General features: G+C 37.3%; 14 protein-coding genes and 1 pseudogene. All 15 read right to left on the bottom strand.

The window, feature by feature from the left end; genetic code table 11:
* Positions 1 to 900 (bottom strand): annotated as a pseudogene (locus BSAG_RS25430) (hypothetical protein); the annotation flags it as partial.
* Positions 888 to 2000, bottom strand: coding sequence for a hypothetical protein (locus BSAG_RS25435; RefSeq protein WP_232287639.1), 1113 nt, complete (start codon positions 1998 to 2000; stop codon positions 888 to 890). The gene BSAG_RS25435 and the pseudogene BSAG_RS25430, both read right to left, overlap by 13 nt.
* A gap of 11 nt (positions 2001 to 2011) precedes the next feature.
* Entirely contained in the window at positions 2012 to 4150 is a 2139-nt protein-coding gene (brxL, locus tag BSAG_RS19930; protein ID WP_004314655.1) for a BREX system Lon protease-like protein BrxL, read from the bottom strand.
* A 3-nt stretch (positions 4151 to 4153) separates the two neighbouring features.
* Entirely contained in the window at positions 4154 to 6610 is a 2457-nt protein-coding gene (locus BSAG_RS19925; RefSeq protein WP_008016775.1) for a PglZ domain-containing protein, read from the bottom strand.
* 10 nt (positions 6611 to 6620) lie between these two features.
* Positions 6621 to 7370, bottom strand: coding sequence for a hypothetical protein (locus tag BSAG_RS19920; protein ID WP_004314653.1), 750 nt, complete (start codon positions 7368 to 7370; stop codon positions 6621 to 6623).
* Positions 7367 to 8716 (bottom strand): AAA family ATPase, encoded by a 1350-nt coding sequence (locus BSAG_RS19915; protein ID WP_004314652.1) that lies wholly within the window; start codon positions 8714 to 8716, stop codon positions 7367 to 7369. Before BSAG_RS19915 ends, BSAG_RS19920 begins: the two co-directional genes overlap by 4 nt.
* A gap of 11 nt (positions 8717 to 8727) precedes the next feature.
* Positions 8728 to 12618 (bottom strand): BREX-1 system adenine-specific DNA-methyltransferase PglX, encoded by a 3891-nt coding sequence (gene pglX, locus BSAG_RS19910; RefSeq protein ID WP_004314651.1) that lies wholly within the window; start codon positions 12616 to 12618, stop codon positions 8728 to 8730.
* 17 nt (positions 12619 to 12635) lie between these two features.
* Complete coding sequence (gene brxC / locus BSAG_RS19905; RefSeq protein WP_008770354.1) at positions 12636 to 16295, bottom strand: BREX system P-loop protein BrxC; 3660 nt, start codon at positions 16293 to 16295, stop codon at positions 12636 to 12638.
* Between the two features lie 11 nt (positions 16296 to 16306).
* Positions 16307 to 16864 (bottom strand): BREX protein BrxB domain-containing protein, encoded by a 558-nt coding sequence (locus BSAG_RS19900; protein WP_004314648.1) that lies wholly within the window; start codon positions 16862 to 16864, stop codon positions 16307 to 16309.
* On the bottom strand, positions 16851 to 17615 hold the full coding sequence (locus BSAG_RS19895; RefSeq protein ID WP_004314647.1) for a BrxA family protein: 765 nt from the start codon (positions 17613 to 17615) through the stop codon (positions 16851 to 16853). The genes BSAG_RS19900 and BSAG_RS19895 overlap by 14 nt, the downstream gene beginning before the upstream one ends.
* Positions 17616 to 17618: 3 nt before the next feature.
* A complete protein-coding gene (locus BSAG_RS19890; RefSeq protein ID WP_004314646.1) occupies positions 17619 to 18089 on the bottom strand; it encodes a BrxE family protein in 471 nt (156 codons plus the stop codon).
* 1 nt (position 18090) lies between these two features.
* Positions 18091 to 18339, bottom strand: a complete 249-nt coding sequence (locus BSAG_RS19885; protein WP_008016785.1) for a helix-turn-helix transcriptional regulator — start codon at positions 18337 to 18339, stop codon at positions 18091 to 18093.
* Between the two features lie 134 nt (positions 18340 to 18473).
* Positions 18474 to 18926 carry a hypothetical protein gene (locus BSAG_RS19880; protein ID WP_008770353.1) on the bottom strand — a complete coding sequence of 151 codons (453 nt, stop codon included), beginning with the start codon at positions 18924 to 18926 and terminating at the stop codon, positions 18474 to 18476.
* Positions 18923 to 19930: a relaxase/mobilization nuclease domain-containing protein gene (locus BSAG_RS19875; RefSeq protein WP_004314644.1), complete on the bottom strand. Its 1008-nt coding sequence runs from the start codon at positions 19928 to 19930 to the stop codon at positions 18923 to 18925. Before BSAG_RS19875 ends, BSAG_RS19880 begins: the two co-directional genes overlap by 4 nt.
* Positions 19927 to 20274, bottom strand: a complete 348-nt coding sequence (locus BSAG_RS19870) for a MobC family plasmid mobilization relaxosome protein (protein WP_004314643.1) — start codon at positions 20272 to 20274, stop codon at positions 19927 to 19929. Before BSAG_RS19870 ends, BSAG_RS19875 begins: the two co-directional genes overlap by 4 nt.
* Between the last annotated feature and the right edge of the window lie 132 nt (positions 20275 to 20406).

Consider the following 20406-nt stretch of genomic DNA (forward strand, 5'->3'; position numbering starts at 1 on the left):
GAGTATTGCATCACTTTCAAACATGTATTCTTTAAGTTCTTTGACAAAATTTTCTATTTTGTCTATGTGGTAATCATAAGGTTGATTTATCTGTCTCTTTATATTTAATAATAACTCTCTATCTTCTAGAGAAACCATTCCAGGATAAAAATAGGAAATGTAATCATAGTATTCTTCGTCAATATACCCTCTACGGATAAATACGTCTTGCATATCTGACAAATGAATTTGTTGATATATTTGATTCATCCCTAAATTATATTTGTTTAATAAAACTTTCAATTTTAAGGACTTGATTGAAATAATTTCTTTTTTTATATTCTCGTATTCTTTTTTGAAGTTTTCTGCACCATACTTCAACATTTCTATTCTTTCAGTATAATGAAGTTCATTCATTAGTGTCGGCAAATCCACACTTTGCGAGCTAGTGGTTACATTATAATAATTGTAATAATATTCATAGTTAATGGTTTTTAATGACAATAATTCTTCAAAGAAACCATCATTATCTGCTATATCCTCTAAACTCCGATAAGCATTATTAATTTTAATGGTTACTAACCTTTTATTGGCATTATTACGAAATTCGTATAAGAATAGCAATCTTAATTCTTTAAGATTGAGGTGTAACGTGTTTATATAGGTTTTTTCATTCTCGGAAAGTTTTTCTTTACGTCCATCTATTATTTTCAACGCTTCTTCTACAAATAATCTTTTCTTACTAATACATTCATAAACTTTTCCTTGTCTGCGATGTAGTAAAGCAAAATCTTGCGGATAGTAATTCTTATATACTATCATTGCCAACAGCTTCGTCTTATTTAGCTTTGTCCCCTTAGATGTGCATAGTTTATCTCTATACTGCTTGTATTCGTTGACAATATTAGTCAAGATTCGCATGTCTTGAATAAAAAAATAGCCATTTCAGATAGATCATCATCCGTGATTCCATCTGAACCACATCCTTTTTCTTCTAAAGCATGTTTAAGTTTGTCTTTAGAATTTGAAGGATTTATAATAGGTATTACAGTTGTAATATAATCAAAAAATTTTGTTCTTTCTTCATCTTTAAATATATCATCCTTTACGGCATAAATAAAGGTTATATGTCTATTAACAATTTTAGATTCATTTATAAGCTGATTTAGTTCACGTAATTTCAAGAAAATATTTGGTGTACCAAACCGATCTAAATCTTCAATAATAACAATATTATATTGGGTTACTTGAAAAAAGTATAAAATTTCATCGAGATGTCTGTTAAAAATGGAATTATTCTCTACGACCTCAATTTCTCCATCTTTGAGATTTAATTTATTTAGTTTTGAATTGCTGTATGACTTTAACACATAGCGTACGGCCACAAATAGCATTAACAATAGCCAAGCTGTTGCAATTAAATCAAATGCCAAATTCCATGGATAACCCCAATTGAAAAGATTGTATAGAGTATCTACTTTTGCAAAAGATGGTTCGAAAACGATAAAAAAACAAACTATAGAAAGAACAATACAAAAAGGATACTTAAACAGCCCCCATTTTGATAAATGTGTAATTCTCCTAAAACGAGAGTTAGGAACTGTCTTAGTCTCTTCTCTATATATAAGCTGCTGAAGAATACTATATTCGATTTTACGATTTAGATTCTCTATTTGTTTTTCTTTTCTAGATACATCTTTATTATCAGAATCTACATCGTCTTTTTCGGACTTTTTAGGAGTCTGAGTATTAGACTCTTCTTCTGATTCATGTAAATCGATTTCTTCTTCATTTGCTTGTAATGTCGCAAGAGATATTGGTAGATAATTACGCCCCTCTGCAAAATCTTCCATGAGAGTGATAAGAACAGAACTCTTACCAGAGCCAAATGGCCCAGTAAGAGCAATATTTCTTATATGTTCCTGTTCTGCAGAAGATAATGCTTCGTTTAAGTCTAAAACAGATTTATAGGAATCATCTGTTTTATCCAATTTCTTGGGGAGTAATGTTTCTATTGTCATACTAATTGATATTATTCTTGAGCATCCCTTTTCATAAACGTAAATCGAGCTTTTAAACAAGGTCGCAATGACAAATCGTAAGTCCCCATTTGGAAGAAATTGCGACTATCTTTATTCGGGTTCATGTTCTGATAGAAATGCAATCCACGGCCTAAAGTAATGTCCCAATTATTACTTGTACGGATGTAACGATCATGAGAGTTTTCATCAAACTCATATTCAAAAGACATGATGTTACCATCCATTTCACCTAACGTTTCTTTTATTCGTTTCAGATTGTCACTGATAGATGCCGATTCTTCCGGTGTTTCCCCCGGCTTTGTAATCAGACGGAATGCTTTACAATCGCCAATTTTGACCAATAACTCTATAAAACGAACAAGGTTGACAATCTGGAATCCGTTGCCCAAATAAGGTTCTTCAAGCATTACGATTGAAGCCCCCTTTAAATACTCTGCAAAGAGGTCATCATATCCATAACCAATGTCTCCATATTGAATGTCAATAGTCTTTTCTTTTGGACTACTATCAACAATTGGTGCTATAGCAGAATGAATAGGCAAAACTATGCTTTGATCCACAACCGGTTTGACTTCTTCCACTATAGGTTTTGTAAGGACTTCCACATTCAAATCCTTACGTGGATTTTGAGTTGCTTCCGAATATTTGCTTTCAGGACAGTATACTACAACTTTGTTCCCGTCTTTATTTATGTAAGACATATTGATTCGAGCATACTCTTCATCTGGTTTACGCTTATTCAATTGTTCTTTTACACGGCGGCGACCTTCAATGGCATATTCTACGATTTCATCAAACTCCTCGTCTGTGGGTTGGCCTGTAGGGAAGAGTAGCTTGATAAAACCTGAAACAGTTTTTTGTAGAGCTTTATTATCTCGTCCTTCAATGTTGTCACCCTTCTTTAATCTTGAATTTACAACACCAACATAGTCACTATCATGTACAAATAGATAATGAAGGGCTTCAGACATGTAGTCGGTAATCAAACCAAAGTTGTTGTTGTATGCACTATCATCAATCTTTGGAATTTCCCAGCCTGGAATATAATTGTAGATGCGGTCAATAACAGCTAAGTCAAAAGCTTCAGGAAGTGTTACAAGTAAATCATGATCATAACTATTCACGATTCGTGGGATGTTTAGGTCAAAGTTACCCACAAAAGAGAAACTGGCATAGCCTGTTACTTCACGACCACGCGAAAAACGTCCATTAGCCATATAGTCTTTCATGATTTGGACTGTATCTGCATCTTTAATTTTCATCTTGGCTACTTCATCAAATGCGACATTGTCCCAAAAGCCGACAGCACCAACTTGTTTACGTTGATTGTTGTATAGCAATGTGGCTGTAGAAGCTTGACCACCTGAAAGCAAAGTTGAGTAGGGTGAAAATTCAGAATAGAAGTAAGATTTACCGGTACTTCTTCCTCCCAGTTCTATGCTATTGTAATTACTTTGAACCAATGGAAGGAATCGTGATAGAATATGAAATTTTAATCTTCGTCCATTTTTGTCACCCAATAATTTACGGGAACGTTCTGCTAACCAATCAGGATTGATACCAATGCTACGTATAAGCACATCTATCCATTCATCAGTAGTAAAGTGTTCTCTACCTTTAAAGAACTTCTGCTCATCAAAATGGGCAATCTGTATCGGACGTAAGTCCTCAATAAAGAAAGCATAATCATCCTCTTGGATTTCATTATAAGCTAATGTCACTTCTGCCCAAATGCCGCTCTCCAATAACTTTTCGTTCTCTTGATAGAAATTGGGATTGATGGCAATACGTTTGGAAGCAAAGTTTTCCATCTCTGCCCAATAGCGCTTTTCTCGTTCTACATACTTGACATGTATTTTATCAATGAACTTATGACGCTTCTTCTGCTCAACAATAGCTTGTGCTTTGTTGGATTCATCTGGTCTTACATAGCATTTCTCTATTGTTTGAAGCACAGCTTTTTTACCCTCTTCTATCTCTTCAGGATCTTCACTCGCACAATAACGTGAAAGCAGAAATTCCAAAACAAACGAAGGAACATTCACTGCACGTTTGATTTCATGCAACAAATCTTTTCTGACAACTTTTCCAGGAAAAGCCTCATTCAATTTTATATCTAAAGCATCCATGTCTTAATCATTTTCAAAGTTTAACCTTAATGTAGAAAGGGTGGCATTCGTCTCTGTGTCAAGAGCTGTTATTGTCACAGTATTTCCATGATATTCATCTCGTATATTAATTAACTGACGAACGCTTGTAGCACCAGAAGGAATACGGATAAGTCCTGTGACACTATCATAGAAACGATCTTCAGCCTCTCCAATTTCACAATCATTATCTCCTGTGACTTTCAACTTCATTATTACATCATCTGCAAACAAATTTGCAAATGTTGTATTAATATCAATCAGTGGCCTTCTGCTGAAAATTGTTCCACCATTTTTACCCTTATATGATAGTGATACTTGGAAGGATTGTCGTTTCTTTTCTTCCTGAAGTTTTACTCTTATAATAGGTACCACATTCTCCTGAAGTGATAGCCCTTCATGATAATAGATTTCACCACGTGTAAATACTGTATAATCTTTAGCATAACTCAACTTCATTACCTCCATATCATTACCTAATTGAGTGGTTGTAAGAGATAAAGTATCGTTTGAATCATTCAAATTACCAGCAATAACACGCGATTCTTCAATGGAAATATCGCTTCCCTTCGGTTTATTTATCAAATCACCCACATTGAATGATGGTTGAATCATAAACCCATGGTCGGCAACAATTATGGCTTCATCAAACTTCAATCGTTTGCAATCGTCTAATAGTTTTGCCAAACGTATTTGTTCGCGCTCCATGGTAGCAAGTCCATTCAATTTGTCATTTTCGCCTGCTGAATCAATGCTAACACTCCTAACAACAAGCAGTCGTGTTCTATCATTTACCTTAGCTGAATTAAATTCTTCTAATCGGAAATCTTGAACTTCAATGTTTGTATCTGCTTTTAACCATGTAATACGGTCCTCAGGAGTTGACACCATTTGCTCTCCAATAAATGGTTGTAATTTCCCTTGGATGTTTCTTACTGATATATCTCCCATATGACTGGCCATTCCGAATCGAGTAATTGATGGTAGATAGGATATGCGGGACAAACATTCTACGCGTTCCATGAAGTTACGTTCAATACTCTTTGCAAATGTTTTACCCATTTCATATCGGAATGCATCGACCATCACAAAAACCACTCGTTTGCCATTTTTTATTGCAGGCTTGACGAATTGAATGTAGCCCTGGTTTCTTAATTTTGGATAATCCTTTATGTCTATAATGAGCTGCTGATATGCTTTAACTCCTCTTTCTGTAAATTCACGATAATGTTTATTGATAAGATTGGTAAGTTCATCAGCTTGTTTAGGGAGATGCAACATTCCGAGTTTGTCTGTATGGAATTTACGAAATGCATTATCGGCAACACAACCTACATTTGTGTACCATTCGATAAGATCAGCTAATGTTCCATCTGTCTCAATTCCATTATTGATACATTGCATGAGGTCAACTATATGCTGTGCCAATTTCCAATAATTAGAAACCTCTTGCTCTTCTTGATACCATACACCGCTTTCGTTCTTGCTAATCAAACGTGTGGCTTCTTGTATATCTCCTGCTTTTATATAGTCAATAAAGCGGTTGTATTCAACGCTGTTTTCAAAGTTAAAGGTAACTCTTTCACCTAAATGTTTTGCTTTCACAAAAACTTCTGACAGCTTCAACTGTTCAGACACTTTATTAGCAATTCTAACGTATGTCTCCCGGAGATTGATTTGATTTCTGAGTTTATCACAAATCATATAAACTTTTTCCTTCATCTCAACAGGAGCCATTGGTACACTTTTTAGGTTTTCAGGTAATGCTCCAGGAAGGTCGAATACAAATTCGCTAAACAAAAGATATGTCCACAGTTTATTTTGCACTTCATTAAGTGAGACACCAGTACAGTCAAGTCGTGGGAATTGTACTTCTGCAAGAATTCTCCACTCTTTCTGCCAGTTCATATTTGTGCACTCATCAAGCGCCAATAATCCTACGGTTATTTCAGAAATGCTCTTTCCTCCTGTCAATTGTTCTAGCTCAGGATATGCGGCACCATCAAGCAACGCATTAATCATATTAAATGAAGTAGAGCCATTTGCAAAAAGTTTGTCCAAGTCTTGTTGCTTAGAGGGTAGAAATGTTCTGCAAATATTTTCATAAGTGTCTTGTGGACCATATGGAAATATACAGGCACTTTTCATAAAACAAGAAAAAGGCTCTTCTACCCAACTTCTGTTATTGGTTGGCATTGGACGCTGACGATATATGATCATCTGAACGTTTTTGTCTATGGATAAGTCATTGCACCAGAATCGTGATGCAGACAATCGGGCATGGAGTGCTCCTTTGGTTGTATCAATCACCTTAAATCCTTTTTCTATGGCTATCGGCAATAAGTCATAGTAAACCCCTTCTTTATCATATATGATAATGACAGGTGTTTCTGGCTTCATCTTTGCTTGCCAATGATCAAGTATATATCCTTGTATATCCATATCTTAAAAATTAAACAGGATCTATTGCATTTTTGGGATTACGATTTACTGGTTCATAATGATTGTTTGCATCAAAACATTCTTTAGCTGTTCCTGGAAATTCCTCTATGAGTGCTTTTCTAACTTCATCATGACCACTGAAAACAGTAAACCATATAGACCAGCAACCTGACACCTTTATGTAATCTATTAAATGCCGGAGTTTTATTTCTCCGTTTTCATAATCATTTAGATACATGATTGCTTTCTCCCAAACCTCACGTCTCATTCCACATCGCCCATCTGTATCTAAATCTTCTTTATCCAATCCTACGAGACTAATTAATGCTTCAGCATTTGCCAAAGATTTTCCTTCTAATTTCGGATTAGGAATAACTACACCTGCCTCCTTGTATACGAGACTTAAATATGTATTATTTCTATGTGGAAGATGAATATCTTCAAATACCACATTTTTATCACCTTTATTACCTTTACCATTGCAAGTTGCGCATCCTAATAAAAAATTCTCCCATTTGGTTGATAATTCTGCATATGGTTTTATACCATTAACATCTAAACCTTTTGGTTGAATGTGTTCAGTTTGTAGATTTGAACCACACAGAAACGCCTGCTCACAATATGAGCAGTAACGACCAAGATTGGTCAGGAGAATAGGTCTAGCATTACCATAAGGCTTATATTCTTCTTGTATTACATGCGTGGTTCCATTTCCCAGCATAATACTTTCCCCAATAGTTTTTTTCGTTACCGGTCTCATAAATCTCCTCTTTTAAGTCTTAATGCAGCTTCAAAAGCAGGATCATGGAACATTTTTGACTCCGCTTCAAGTTTATTTAATTCACTTTTTACATAGTTGGCCTCTTCGGTTCCTTCTCGTCCATTTTTCACCAATTGATAATACCTATGTGCTAAATCATATTTTTTGCGATATTTTTCACTGCGGTTACTTATATCAATATCAAGTCCCATTTCTGCAACCATGATTTCTTCAATCCCTCTATTGCTTGGAGAAATAGGTGATACTTTAGCATCAAGAGTAATAATATTATTAGTGTCAACACTCTGTACAATAAATGGAGAGTGAGTGGTGACAATAAATTGAAACATAGGGAATGCTTTCTGTAAGTCTTCAAGAATGTGTTGTTGCCAATGAGGATGTAGATATAGGTCTACTTCATCTATCATAACAATGCCTGGAGTCTTTTTTACAGCATCTTTCCCCAAAAAACCGTTTAATTCAATACAACGATAAGCAATTTCAGCAACAATATTTATCATTGACTTGAAACCGTCACTCATCATATCGTATGTAAGCCATCTAGGTGTTAAATCTCCTGTCATTTGGATCTGGGCGGTGAACTCATCATTCTTTTTATCAATGAAAATCTGCTTGATGGCAGGTATTGCCTCTTTTATAGCTTGAATAAAGGCTTCATCAGTGCCTTCAAATTCCAATTCTTTCAAAATATTCTTTTCATAAGAATATATCCAATCAAAGGCAGATTTGAAATCAACCTGTTCATCAAGAGCACATTTATATGCTTTTTCTTCGCGTGATGCTCTGGCCTTGGTCTTCTCGGCACCGTTATAATTGTTCTGAAGACGTGTTGCACCAAATGACAACATCAAAGGAAATATGGAGTTCACTTTTGTAGCATCAGCATTGCGTCTTTGCTGTTCCATGTAGTAAACTTCATCCATCAGTTCTCCATTATTCTTTCTTGAGTTTTTAGAACCTTCTCTAAGCCAAGTTATATTTTTTATTTGCTCTGAATAATCTTTTGTTCCCAAAGCAATTCTTCCTACATAATAGTCTGCATTAACCTCAATGCTCGGTTTCTGTTCATCAAGCAAAAAACTTTTCGTTGATTCACTATATTTGCGAACTTGATCTCCTTTGAGAAAATTTCTGCTGAAATATTTACCTCCAGGAATCAAAGTTAGAGCTTGTAAATATGCCCCTAAGGCAATCTGGACAGCATGAAGCAAAGTTGTTTTACCGGTTGTATTATTACCTAATACAACATTCATTCTACTGTCAAATTCAAAAGATTTATCTTCAAATCCTCTGAAATTCTTTATTTTAATAGTATTAATTCTCATATATCTATATTTTAAAATAAAGTTTGATTATTATCTTTTTTCTTTCTCGCTTTCTTTTCCTTAGGCTTGTTTTCACAAAGATGTTCCAAACCGTGAGTAAGGGCAAGACACCAGTCTTTCTTGGCTTTTTGGGTGACACGGGCTGGAAACATACTCATGGCAAGGTGGCTCCAGTCGTATTCTCCTTTTGTGAGTTTTTCCAAATTGTCCTTACATTCGTTGTTCCATCCTCGGTGTGCTACCAGCTTAAGCATTGGTGCTGATGTTACGGGCACTCCATCATCATGATTTGGCTCGTAACCGGATGCAAGAATCTGGTTGATTTCTTCCATCATGCCTTCCACCTGCGCTTGTTTGGCCCGAAGGGAGGATTCTTGCGCCTTGTCATGACCTGCCATTGCTGCATTGATGCCACTACGCAATTGTTCATCCTCACTGCGGAGCTTAATCAAGAGCGAAGGTAGTGTATTTCTTGACAACTTTGGATAATATACCCAATAAGTATATGAACCATCTTCACTTGATAACGGCCAATAGATAGGAGCCTTGCGACGACTTTTGGTGTATCGTTTGAAATGGTAGTCGAAGAAACCGGTTGGTGCTTCAAAATAGACTTGCAGGTTCTTGCATCCTATCAATTGGCACAATTCGTATTCCAGTTCGTCGGCATGCTTTCCCCAAATATGTTGCATCACATCGCGAACACGATTGACAAGACTATCAGGACTATCTGCTTGGTTATTCAAAATGCCGTCTTCAGGGATTTGCAACGCATAATCCGAAGGTATTTCGCTTAGGCTTACGGTTGGCATAAAAGGCAATGCGTCAAACACATCACCGAACTCAGGTATCTGCTTTACTTTTTGGGCGTATGCTGTGTCCCATCTGCCAAATGCCATACCCACCAATTCTTGTACAATCTCTTGTGCTATCACCTTTTTGTCGATGATGTTCTGGTTGCTGGCATTATCAATAGAGAGCAATTCCTCGTATGGACGACGGTTCTTATATTCATTTAATGTCTGGCGGAATTCACTTTCGCGGTCTATGTTTGCTAAATCCATCCAGAGGTTATCATTCTCTTTCACAAGCTCTTGATAGTGTTGATAATCAGCAGTGATGCCTTCTTGCATTCGATTGATGCTATCTTCAATACTATCGCTGATACTCATCTGTGCAATAAGTCCATGATATTCCAAATTGGTTTCATCAAGGCTAAACCAATGGCGTTTAATATCAATGATGGAATTAACTATACTTTCAATATCAGACAGACTTTTGTCGTAATCGGGCATAGGAAGTATATTCACATATCCATTACCCTTATGTTGTGCACAATATAAATTAATTGTATATTGTGCTACTATCGAATTTAAATAAGCAAGAGCACTATAACCATCAGATATTGATAAATTGGGAACGCCAATACCTTCACGTGTAAAAATGAATCCTTTTTTTAAAACATGTGCATCTAATATGTCACCTCTCTTTCCATATCCGACAGTTCCAAGTTTTTGGAGATGAAGACTTCTAAGATTACAAAGAGAATTATTTCTTATAATCTCTTCATTCCAAAATACAACATCGTTATAAGGAAAATAAAACATAGAAAAAGCACCTCCATTATACATTAAAGAGAATCCAAGGGTATTTGTTATTTCGTAGTATAATCTAGGGTAAATATTTGCAGCCAAATCATGACCTTTTTTAGAAACCAGATTCCGTTCTTCCATATTTTGCATTTTGAAAACACTTAATATGTTTACATCGAAATAATAACCTATTATAGCGTTCGGCAAGTTCGCAAAATCTTTAGATGATGCTATATAGCTCCACTTAACTTCATCTCCATCACACATTGCATGAATCAAAGCAATAAGTTGGGCATTCTTTTCTTCTGCATTAACATCAAGAATATCCATAAATACTCCTTCAACATCTGAAGAGTGTTTATTGAGAACTAAAGTAGATGTTTCTACACTCGCATCAAGCACTCCCCAGCCGATATCTGCACAGTTGGTGATGTATCCACAAAGATTACGTTTACGGAAATCCTCATAGCTTGACTTTATCATTACGGTGCGGTCAAAGATTGCTCCCAATCGCCCATCTGCATCAAGCATTTCCTGCATACGGTCAAAGAATGCACAAACCAAATTGCGACACCAAGCCGGATAGTTATTATCCAGATAACTACTGGTGTTCTCACTACCTTCACCAAACGGTGGATTCATCACAATACAATCGAACCGCTTTTGGCAAAGCTCAATAAATGCGAAACCACGGGTGGCGTCTTCGCTAAAGAGCGCATTTTCGTAACCTTCTTCTTCACTCAATTTAGCTGACAATTGTTCCAATGCCTCTTTAAGACGGTCGGTTATCTCTTCGAAGAATGCCGATTTGTTCTGACGAAGCAATTTGCGAGCTTCATTCTCCGCATCGATACGTGCTCGTTCTTCTTCGGTGGCAAAGAGGTCGGCATTGCGACTTTGGTTTACTTTGCTCCAGTTCTTACGCAAATACTCGATGTCCTCTTCTATTTCCTTCTCCATTTTGAAAAGCAAACCAGCTTCACCCACGAACTTCATCTTATCCCATATCTTGGTGATAAGACGCTGCATAGGTGCATCCAACTCTTCCATCAACCCCTTTAGCAAACGTTTGTTGCCAGGCATTGCTTCAGCCAACACGAGATTACTTTTGGTAATGAGTGGTCGTTCGGTGGCATCAATTCCCATTTCACCATAACTGCGCTGGGCGCGGAGCCAAAGACTAAGTGCAGCTATCTGAAGGGCACGTGGATCAATCTCACAACCATAAATGTTGTGGGTCAGAATCAGACGAGGCACTTCTCGCAAGAAACTCTCACGGGTATGTAACTCTCTATATTTATGCAATAGCTCAGGGTAATTATCCCATGCGTCGGTATAGATATATTCATAAACCTCATAAAGATAAAGTCCGAAATGCATACTACCACACGTAGGGTCAAGTGAAAGTATTTCTGTCGGTTCCTTGATGGCACGTTCCTTCATTTCTTCATTGGGACGGCGCACCATATATTGGCATTGTTCTTCGCCAATACGGCTTTGTCCGCCTGTCATTTCATACCAAATGCGTCCTAAAGAGTTGTCGGTTAGGAAACGCACCACATATTCCGGTGTAAAGAATTGGTTGCGTACCGCCATTTCACGACTATTGCGAGGTTTGTTGCTCTCATCACGCATCTTGCGACGTTCTTCCAATGAATTGTAGTATTGGAACATCCACCCCAATGTTTCGTCTTCCTTCCAGAAGTTGACAGTGGTTCCGTTCTGTTCGTCATACCAATCGGATAGTTGGCTGTCGTTAATCAACTCTATCAATTTCAACAAAGTGCTTTCATCGGGAAACACTAATCCGTAGGGCGAATAACGGTCGAACACGGCTGGCAATTCAATGCTCAGTTCATCGAAGATACTATGAAGGTACCATCTGTATCTGTTGTATTTAGATACACCTATCGTCTGAGCAATGGCATCATAGCTTTGGAATCCTACCGCATCATAACCACCACGTATGCTTTCCAATATTAGGTCACGTTCCTCGCACATGCGAAGTGCACAGAATCGGTTGAGCTGGGTAAATGCCTGCTCGGCTATCAATTGACCAACAGCCAATCTATCTTTGTCTTCTTCTGTTTCCGGAAGCGCAGCTTGCAAGTGCTTCAGACGTTCACGAAGCATACGTGCTGTATGTACGATGTCTGTATCTTGATTGGCCAGTTTCTCTACGGCAATGGTATGTCCGTCAGCCCAAATACCATAATGCTGTTGCAATAATTCTGTGATATTTTGCATTAGCAAATTCTTGGCTGTGCTGACAAATCGTTCCAATATTTTCTTACCACCTTGTGAAATCATAGTCGTAACTTAAGGGGTTAATCTTCATTAAAATTAAATTCAACAGGACTGTTGTCACTGATTTCGCCCAATAACGAAGTCAGTTGATCAATTACCTGTTGCAATTCTGTTCGAGTTGTAATCTTTCGTTTCACTTGCAAGCGTTTAGGCTGATAGGTTGGCTCTTCCACTTTGTTTGGTTTGGTCGCATCATCCTCTTGGGTAGCACCTTTTTGAGGAGAAGTGGGAGGTGTCGGTATAACCTTTACTGCAGGTGCATTGTCTGCAGCATATTGCCTGATTCTATTCTCTATTGTCTTAATACTTCCAGATGGTAGATAATAAGTCACAAACTTATTGATCATTTCGCGCAGATTACTAATAGAAGGATGAGTGCACTCAATGCTTAAACCATCAAGCTGAGTATCGATCTGAGTACGTTGCTTGTCATCCAACTTTGCATACTCTGGCATACTCTTCATTGTCGTGCGACTTTCATCCAACAATTTTTCTGTCTGTGTCTGGAATTCGATACAAGCTTGATTGAGGTATGCATCAAACTGATTGCGTAGATCTGTAATATTAGAGACTATCAGATGCAAATCCGGATTGGCAATGTATTCATGATACAATTGGCGCACATCATTGACATGCTTGATGTAGTCTGCCAGTTGCTCAACTTCAGGAAGAGTATGAGATTCATTTGCCAAATGGTTGATATGCTTCAGATGGTTAATGAGAGAAGCTTGTTCGTTGCATTTTATGATATCCATCACGTATTTAAAAGCCTTTTGGCAGTCGACATCCTTACCCAACAAGAATGCCGCCTCACCACCTTCGCTGTCAATGATACGTTGTGCATAGTTGATTGCTTGGCGAACAATGGATTCACCATCTAATTTCAAGACCTCGAAATCGGGCAATAGTCGATTGAATTTTTGTAAATACAATTTAATCTTTTTGTATGCTTCTTTCGCAATTTGGTCTTTGACAGGTGCGACTCGTGAACTATTGAATAAACCAGTCATACTCTGTGCTGCCTTCAACAATTCTGTTGTGGTAAGAGCTCCTTCCGTGTTAAGTAGAACACTAATCTTGTTGAAACTATTATTAGTCGCCATCGCTTCAACAGCTGTATCACCAAAGACTGTAACATTCTTTCCTGCAACACGAATCTGGATAATGTTTGCTTTCAGCATGAGTGCAACAATATAGCGGATAGTGTCTTTTGACCATCCATAAGGATCGCGCTCAAATCGGTTCATAATTTCAGAGCCGGTCACTTCATTGAGCGTAGCAATATAATCCTTTATTTCAGAGATTGCCGGATGAGAGACGTCAATGGTACCATCTGTTTTCTTGATGATCTTAAATGGATTCAGAGCGTCTGGTATAGTTGTCAAATCTCCGTATGAAGCCAATTTGTTGACGCAGTCTCCCTTCATATTGCTTGAAGCCAAAGGGTATTTCTCAAATACCTTTTCGGCAATGGTTTTCAGCGCAACCGTCTTGTATGTCTCGCCATTAACCTGTTGTGGCGAACCACGGAAGATAACTTCACTATTGGCTTGTGCCTCACGCAGGATTTTGTTCAACTCTCTCTTTTTTTCATCGGCAAAGTCTGTTTGAGCACGCAAGTAAGCCTGTATCTCTTTATTTGTTTCGTTTTGATGTCGATTCTTGATATTTTGACTTCGTACGATTTCCTGTAATATCGTTTCCTTATCTTTAGCCAAAGTGCATAACCAATAAAGTGTGCGGTTATTTTCTTGGCGAGTACTTTCTGTCAATAATTGCTGATGAGTTTCATCAAAAGCACTACCATCAACAAAACGGATGTTCAGTTTCAAACCGCTTGTTGTTGGATGAATATTATAAGGACGGTTTCTCTCAGTCAGTTCGACTCCGGCAGTGATGGTTTTGCTGGAATATACATTGACAGAAGGAGCTGGAGAAAGCATATCCTTTAATTGTTCTTGAAGAACATCAGCCTTCTCTGCATCTCGAGGGATAATCTTATTTCGTTCTTCACGTATGCTCAAAATGGCATTGGTCATAAATTGATATTTACCATCAATCTCTTGAAGAGTTACACTGGTAGAATCCATGATTCTTTCAATCGCTTCACGAACCTTTGATTTGTCAAAAGTGCTACCCACGTTGTTGTATAACAAGGCACATAGGTTGTCGAAAGACAAATTAAAATCATCGAGTAACTGCATGACCGCAATTGTCTTGCAGATACGGACAGCCAATTTATCTCCGTTGAATATGGATATGGCTTTATCAGCTGAAATCACAATCTCTTTCGCTGAATTACGCTCCATGTCGGAATGGAGCACATCATAGAAATGTTCTGGACCGGCAAGCTGGCCTATTGTGGCATCTGCAAGATGGTTATCTACCAAGATATCGCGAATCAAACGAATGACTGAACGTAAGCCGACCCCCCCCGTTCTACTAGCTAACTTCTGCAGTAAAGACAATAAGATATCAATGTGAACAGGCAAGAACGGATAGAGATTGGTAAATGTCTCGTCAGTCAGCAATTGATTATAGATGCTTCGTTCTTGCAAAGTTAGATGGATACTATTTTTGAGTAAACCTTCATTCTGCGAGAACAAACGTTTGAGATAATCACTTCCGTCTTTGGATTTACCCAATAAACGTTTTGTGATAATCTCCTTGATGTCATTTGCTTCAATATCCACTTTAACGGGGAATCGGTCGTTCAGACGGAAAAGTTCGTTGGAGTTGAGTTGGGCCTGACGATTGTCTTCTGTCAAAGTTTGCTGTGCTGTTGCAATAACCCAAACATCACCACGGAATTCATCCTTGAAAATTTGCATCATGCCTTGAACGTTCAAAATCAAATCAACGTTGGATGCGACATATTGACCAACTTCATCCAATACATAAATGATTTTGTCTTTTCCTGTTTTCTCCTTAACCAATTTATGTAGTCGAACAAAACGTTCTTTTTCATTCAATGCACTACTCAAATTAATATTCTTGAAACTTGCACTATCTGGAAAATAAGCAGGAAGTACGCGAGGAGCAAGATTAGCTGCAATAAGATTGGCAGCAAGGTCGTTGGATTCTACCGATTCCCAGGATTTATTCTTTTCTGTTTCTACCAATCGGCAAAATTCTTCATATTTACCTTCGCTATGCAATAAGTCAATGAAACACATAACCTTTTGGTCTGTACACTTGGTTACACCCAGTAATTTCAATGTTTCATAGTAAACGATGTCGCTAACGTTTGCGATTTTACCAGCAACAGATTGCGTGCTGAGGTCAATCATTACCACTTGTGGGTTATGGCGTGATATGATGGTTCGATGCATAGCCGTGATGGCAGTATCCTGGATACGACTCATCAATTTGTCACCAAATGATACACCGTCAATCATTACACTCTTGTCGAATGACAGACCAAGATATTTCGCAAATGAACTCTTTCCGGATCCATAAAATCCAGATACCCATATTCCGACTTCTTTGCTGGAATCATCAAATGCAGTCTGCAAATCCGTTATTACATCTTCATAGTTTTTATGAAGTTTGTCTGTTACCACATATTCACGAATTTCTGAACTTAAATCTTGTTCTGTATTGGCTCCAAACGTAACCACGCTTTCAATGGTTCTATTAAGTTGTTTGGTCGGGTCGAAAAGATCTTGTATCTTATGCATAGGTCGGACTTTTAAAAGTTAATGGAACGGTAATTACCATCTTGATTATATAAACCAAGAAAAGAACGTGCAGTACCTTGTGTTTCACCGGGATAAAATACAAGTATAGGTACTTTTATCTTATTGTAGATTTTGTTTTCAATAACTCCCATCATATAAAAGGGATGTAACATCTCTACATCTTTAATGACTAACAAAGCATTGCCATCAGCCAACAATTCATCGTGGATTTGAAGAATGGATTTTTCCAAATATCCATCGGATACGATTTCTTGTTTGATGCTATTATACATTTCATCTTCGTTGACACTTGGGTCTGTCCAGATTTCACGATAGTCATGGTTGTTGATGTACTTGTCTAATAATTCTCCCATAGATATAATATGGGCTTTGAATCCGTAGAAATCAGCTTTAGCACATAAGAATGTATCAATGATGCTTCGCACCATTAACATATCTTCCGGTTGATATACCACATATACGATTGGACTATAGCCGGTAGGTGTGATACGACTTGGATTCTTCAGATATTGAAGAGCCTTTTCTATTTTATCATCATATTGCCCCATTGATAAACTCCTCCATAGTTTGATAATTCCACGATATTGTCAACAACTCTCCAGAACATTGTGCAATATAGCCTCCTTTAAGATTCAAATTCATTATTTTCTCTTGTACTTGATATTTGTCCAATCCAAATAGAACCCAATCTTCATGGTGCCAGATTGCCATGTCAGAGAATCCTCTAAAATGCAATTCATGCATTAGGTAGAGGACTGTAGTATTTGCGATTTCGTATGGTAAAATATTATTTCTTTTGTCAACTAAATCAAAATCCATTAATACAGCCTTGATATAGCTGGTTTGTTTATGGCAGATGGATTCACCCCATGATGCTTTTCCTTCTGCAACAACACTATCTATATATTGCCGTATATCTTCCCTTTTTATATGATTGTTTCCAGATGCTCTTAGTACATTTAACTGTGAGACAATATAATCGTACATGATTGCATTGTCTCTTGCACAGTACAACATCAATAATTGTTTGAACTGAGGAAGCATGACACCACGATTACGGATTGCTTTCAGCCAAGACGGAATACGGGAATCGCATTTCATAAAACGAGGATAGAATACCAAGTTGACAATATCCTTACTTCGTTTTTCTGTACATTTGCTCAACGAGTTGTTTTGATGAACGTAATCAACCAAAGTCGCTTTTGTCATCCCTTCATCATAAAGGGATAACAAAGTCAAGGTTTCCTCTATCATACCACAACCTTTAGCCAGATTACTATTATATGTTGTCTCTCTCATTGGTCAATCAAAATAAGGATATGATTTTACTCCGTACTGAAATGAATAGCGATAATGCGACGCACACAAACGCAATATGGAGTCAATTTCATTTAAAGTAAAAGAACCTATGTTTATCGTGGTGAAACAATGGTCTGTAACAATTGTGTCCATAGATTGGAGGTATTCTTCTGGATCCTGAATTAAAGATGTGAAATCAATAGAACCGTTCTTTAAAAAATCCATGATTTCCTTCTCTATTTGAACTGGCATTTTGTATAGGAAATAAGAACCACCTGTAATAACATCGTGTTCTTTACGCATATATTCTACAATTAAGTTGTAATATGCTATTTGTCCTGACTTGGTGAATATATAATTCATCATGTCAGAAGCTCCTAATAGGTTAATGTCTTTCCAAATACCAACTTTAATGCCTGCTTGATAAACAGCCATTCTCATTTTCAGTATTTGCTCAATATATAACTTTGTCATATCACGACTTTTGTTGTATGATTATGAAATTATCTTTTGGTTGTGTGGAATTCAAAAGATCTTTTACGTCAACTTCAAGTAATGCAGCTACTCTAGCCAAAGTTGCCAAGTCGGGTTGAGAAGAGTTGGTACACCATTTGGATATGGTTGCAGGGTCTTTCCCTAATTGCTCTGCCAACCACTTATTGGTTCTCTTTTTTTCCACGAGAACTACTTTTATACGATTCAAATCTTTCATGATTTCTGCCATTTTTATTGCGTCAAACGCAAAAATAGTAATTATCTGCTATATTAAAGAATGTTAGTGATAAATTTTTCATCAAATAGGGTTATTTTTGAATAAAAGTCCGATAGCAAAGTATGTTTTATGCTATCGAATCTCATTTATAATAGACAAATTATGAGTATCGAAATCAAAAGTAGTGAACAGAGAAAGATTATCGTTATTGTTTTGTAGTATGCCATCTTTTGAGATTCCCGTTCCTTGCGGTATTCATTGACGATACTCCTTGTTGCGGTTTCAATTTTCTTTTCAATTCCATTGAGAGGTGTTAGTGTTGGCTTTATGTATTGGTTAAAAAGATTCTTTTCTCTTTGGGTTGTCCACGTTGCCATAGCTTGATGGTACCGTTTGGTTTCTTCGTCCTTTTCCAATTGAGATTTATTAGGAAACTTTTCATTGAGTGCAACATAAATGGATTCATCTACGATTTTCCCAATGTCATGACGTTGAATAGTGTTTTGTAATTGTGCTATTGCTTGTCGGTTCTTTTTAACCTCGTCTACCAGCTCATCAAACATGGACAGGAGAGCCGCATTTTCATTATCTTTTTTCATCTTCTTCTAAATTTACGTGGTTTGTTATTCTTGTTTTCTTTCTCATTGTCCTCGTCCTCTGAGGTACTTCCGCCACCTCCACCGGATGTGGGTACATCGTGAGGTTGCAATACAAATTCTATAGCTGCATTGGCAATATTATGTCCAAATGAAGGACCACTATCGGAACTTGAAATTTCTGGTTCATAGATTCTGATGATTCTCCCATCGTCCAATGTCTCTTGGTATACATGAGTATTTTCGTAATGGTAATATTCTTTTTGATTCACTTGGGACTGATTAATTTGGCCCAATAGACCGACCAATTTGTTATACCCCAAACTACGGTCGATTTTTGAACCACTATAAGTATGGCCATTCTTGGTAAAGCATATACCATGTATATTGCCATTCTCATTTCTCCGGAATGAAATAGCAATTCCTCTTCTTTCAAGTCTGCGTTGGAAGTTATCCCAATTATTACAATCATGTAAAACATCTAAGATGGTTGCGTACAGATGAAATTTCTCTTTGTTCACACCACGTAACCTATGTACCTTAACTTTTTCTTTACCTTTTGGCATGTATAATCCATACTGTAAGGTAATCTGTTTGCAAATAGCGGCACTCCGGATTTGGTCATTACTATCACTAATCGTATGGCCATCGTTGTCCACACGATTGTACACAATATGTATATGTGGATGGTCTCTATCAAAATGACGGACAATGATGTATTGCGTGTTTTTGATTCCCATCTTTTCCATATAGTCATGTGCAATTTGAACCATTCGTTCGTCATTCAATTGGTGCTTATCCTTCTCGCTAAAACTCAGCGCGGTGTGTCCAACTATGTTTCTCACTTTGCTGTTTTGCGAAGCCTGGTCGTTGAAGCATGCAATGATGTTCTGTAGAGTATTTGAGCGGACACCATCAGATGCCAACAGTTTAGCGTCTTTACCATCTTTAAAGACGTAATTTACGACACCGCCAAAACTGCTTCGTTTCATAATCTTTGCAATCATCCTCTAATCTTTTTAATAATGTTATCCACTTCGCTCATCAAATGATCGGCCTCTGTTGCCACATGATGATAGCCGTAGGTATTTGCGTTCTTGGCCAGTTGGTTCAGATTGTTTGCCATACCGGCTAATGCCCTTATGTATTTTATTTCTTCCGAAGTCAATCTGGATTTTATGCTTCCATTTACTGCACATTCTCTGATGTACTCTGCTGGTTTGACCCCAGACATTTTAGCCTTTCCTTTAATCGTATGTTTCTCTATGGGTGTACATTTGATAGTGAAGATTTCACTACGTTTTTCTACTCTCGTTAATTGCGGTCTTCCGCCTTTGTTCTTATCGTTCATTTCTTTTTTTCGGTTGAAAGTTTGTTGGTTGTGGAGTGTGAGGAGCGGTTGATTCAAGGTTTTGGGATTACCAAAACATAAACTTGCCAGCCGAAAAAACTACATTCCTCTGTCACTCCATTTTTATTCAGA

Origin of the sequence: Bacteroides sp. D1, assembly GCF_000157095.2 — a bacterium.
GTDB classification, from domain to species: domain Bacteria; phylum Bacteroidota; class Bacteroidia; order Bacteroidales; family Bacteroidaceae; genus Bacteroides; species Bacteroides xylanisolvens.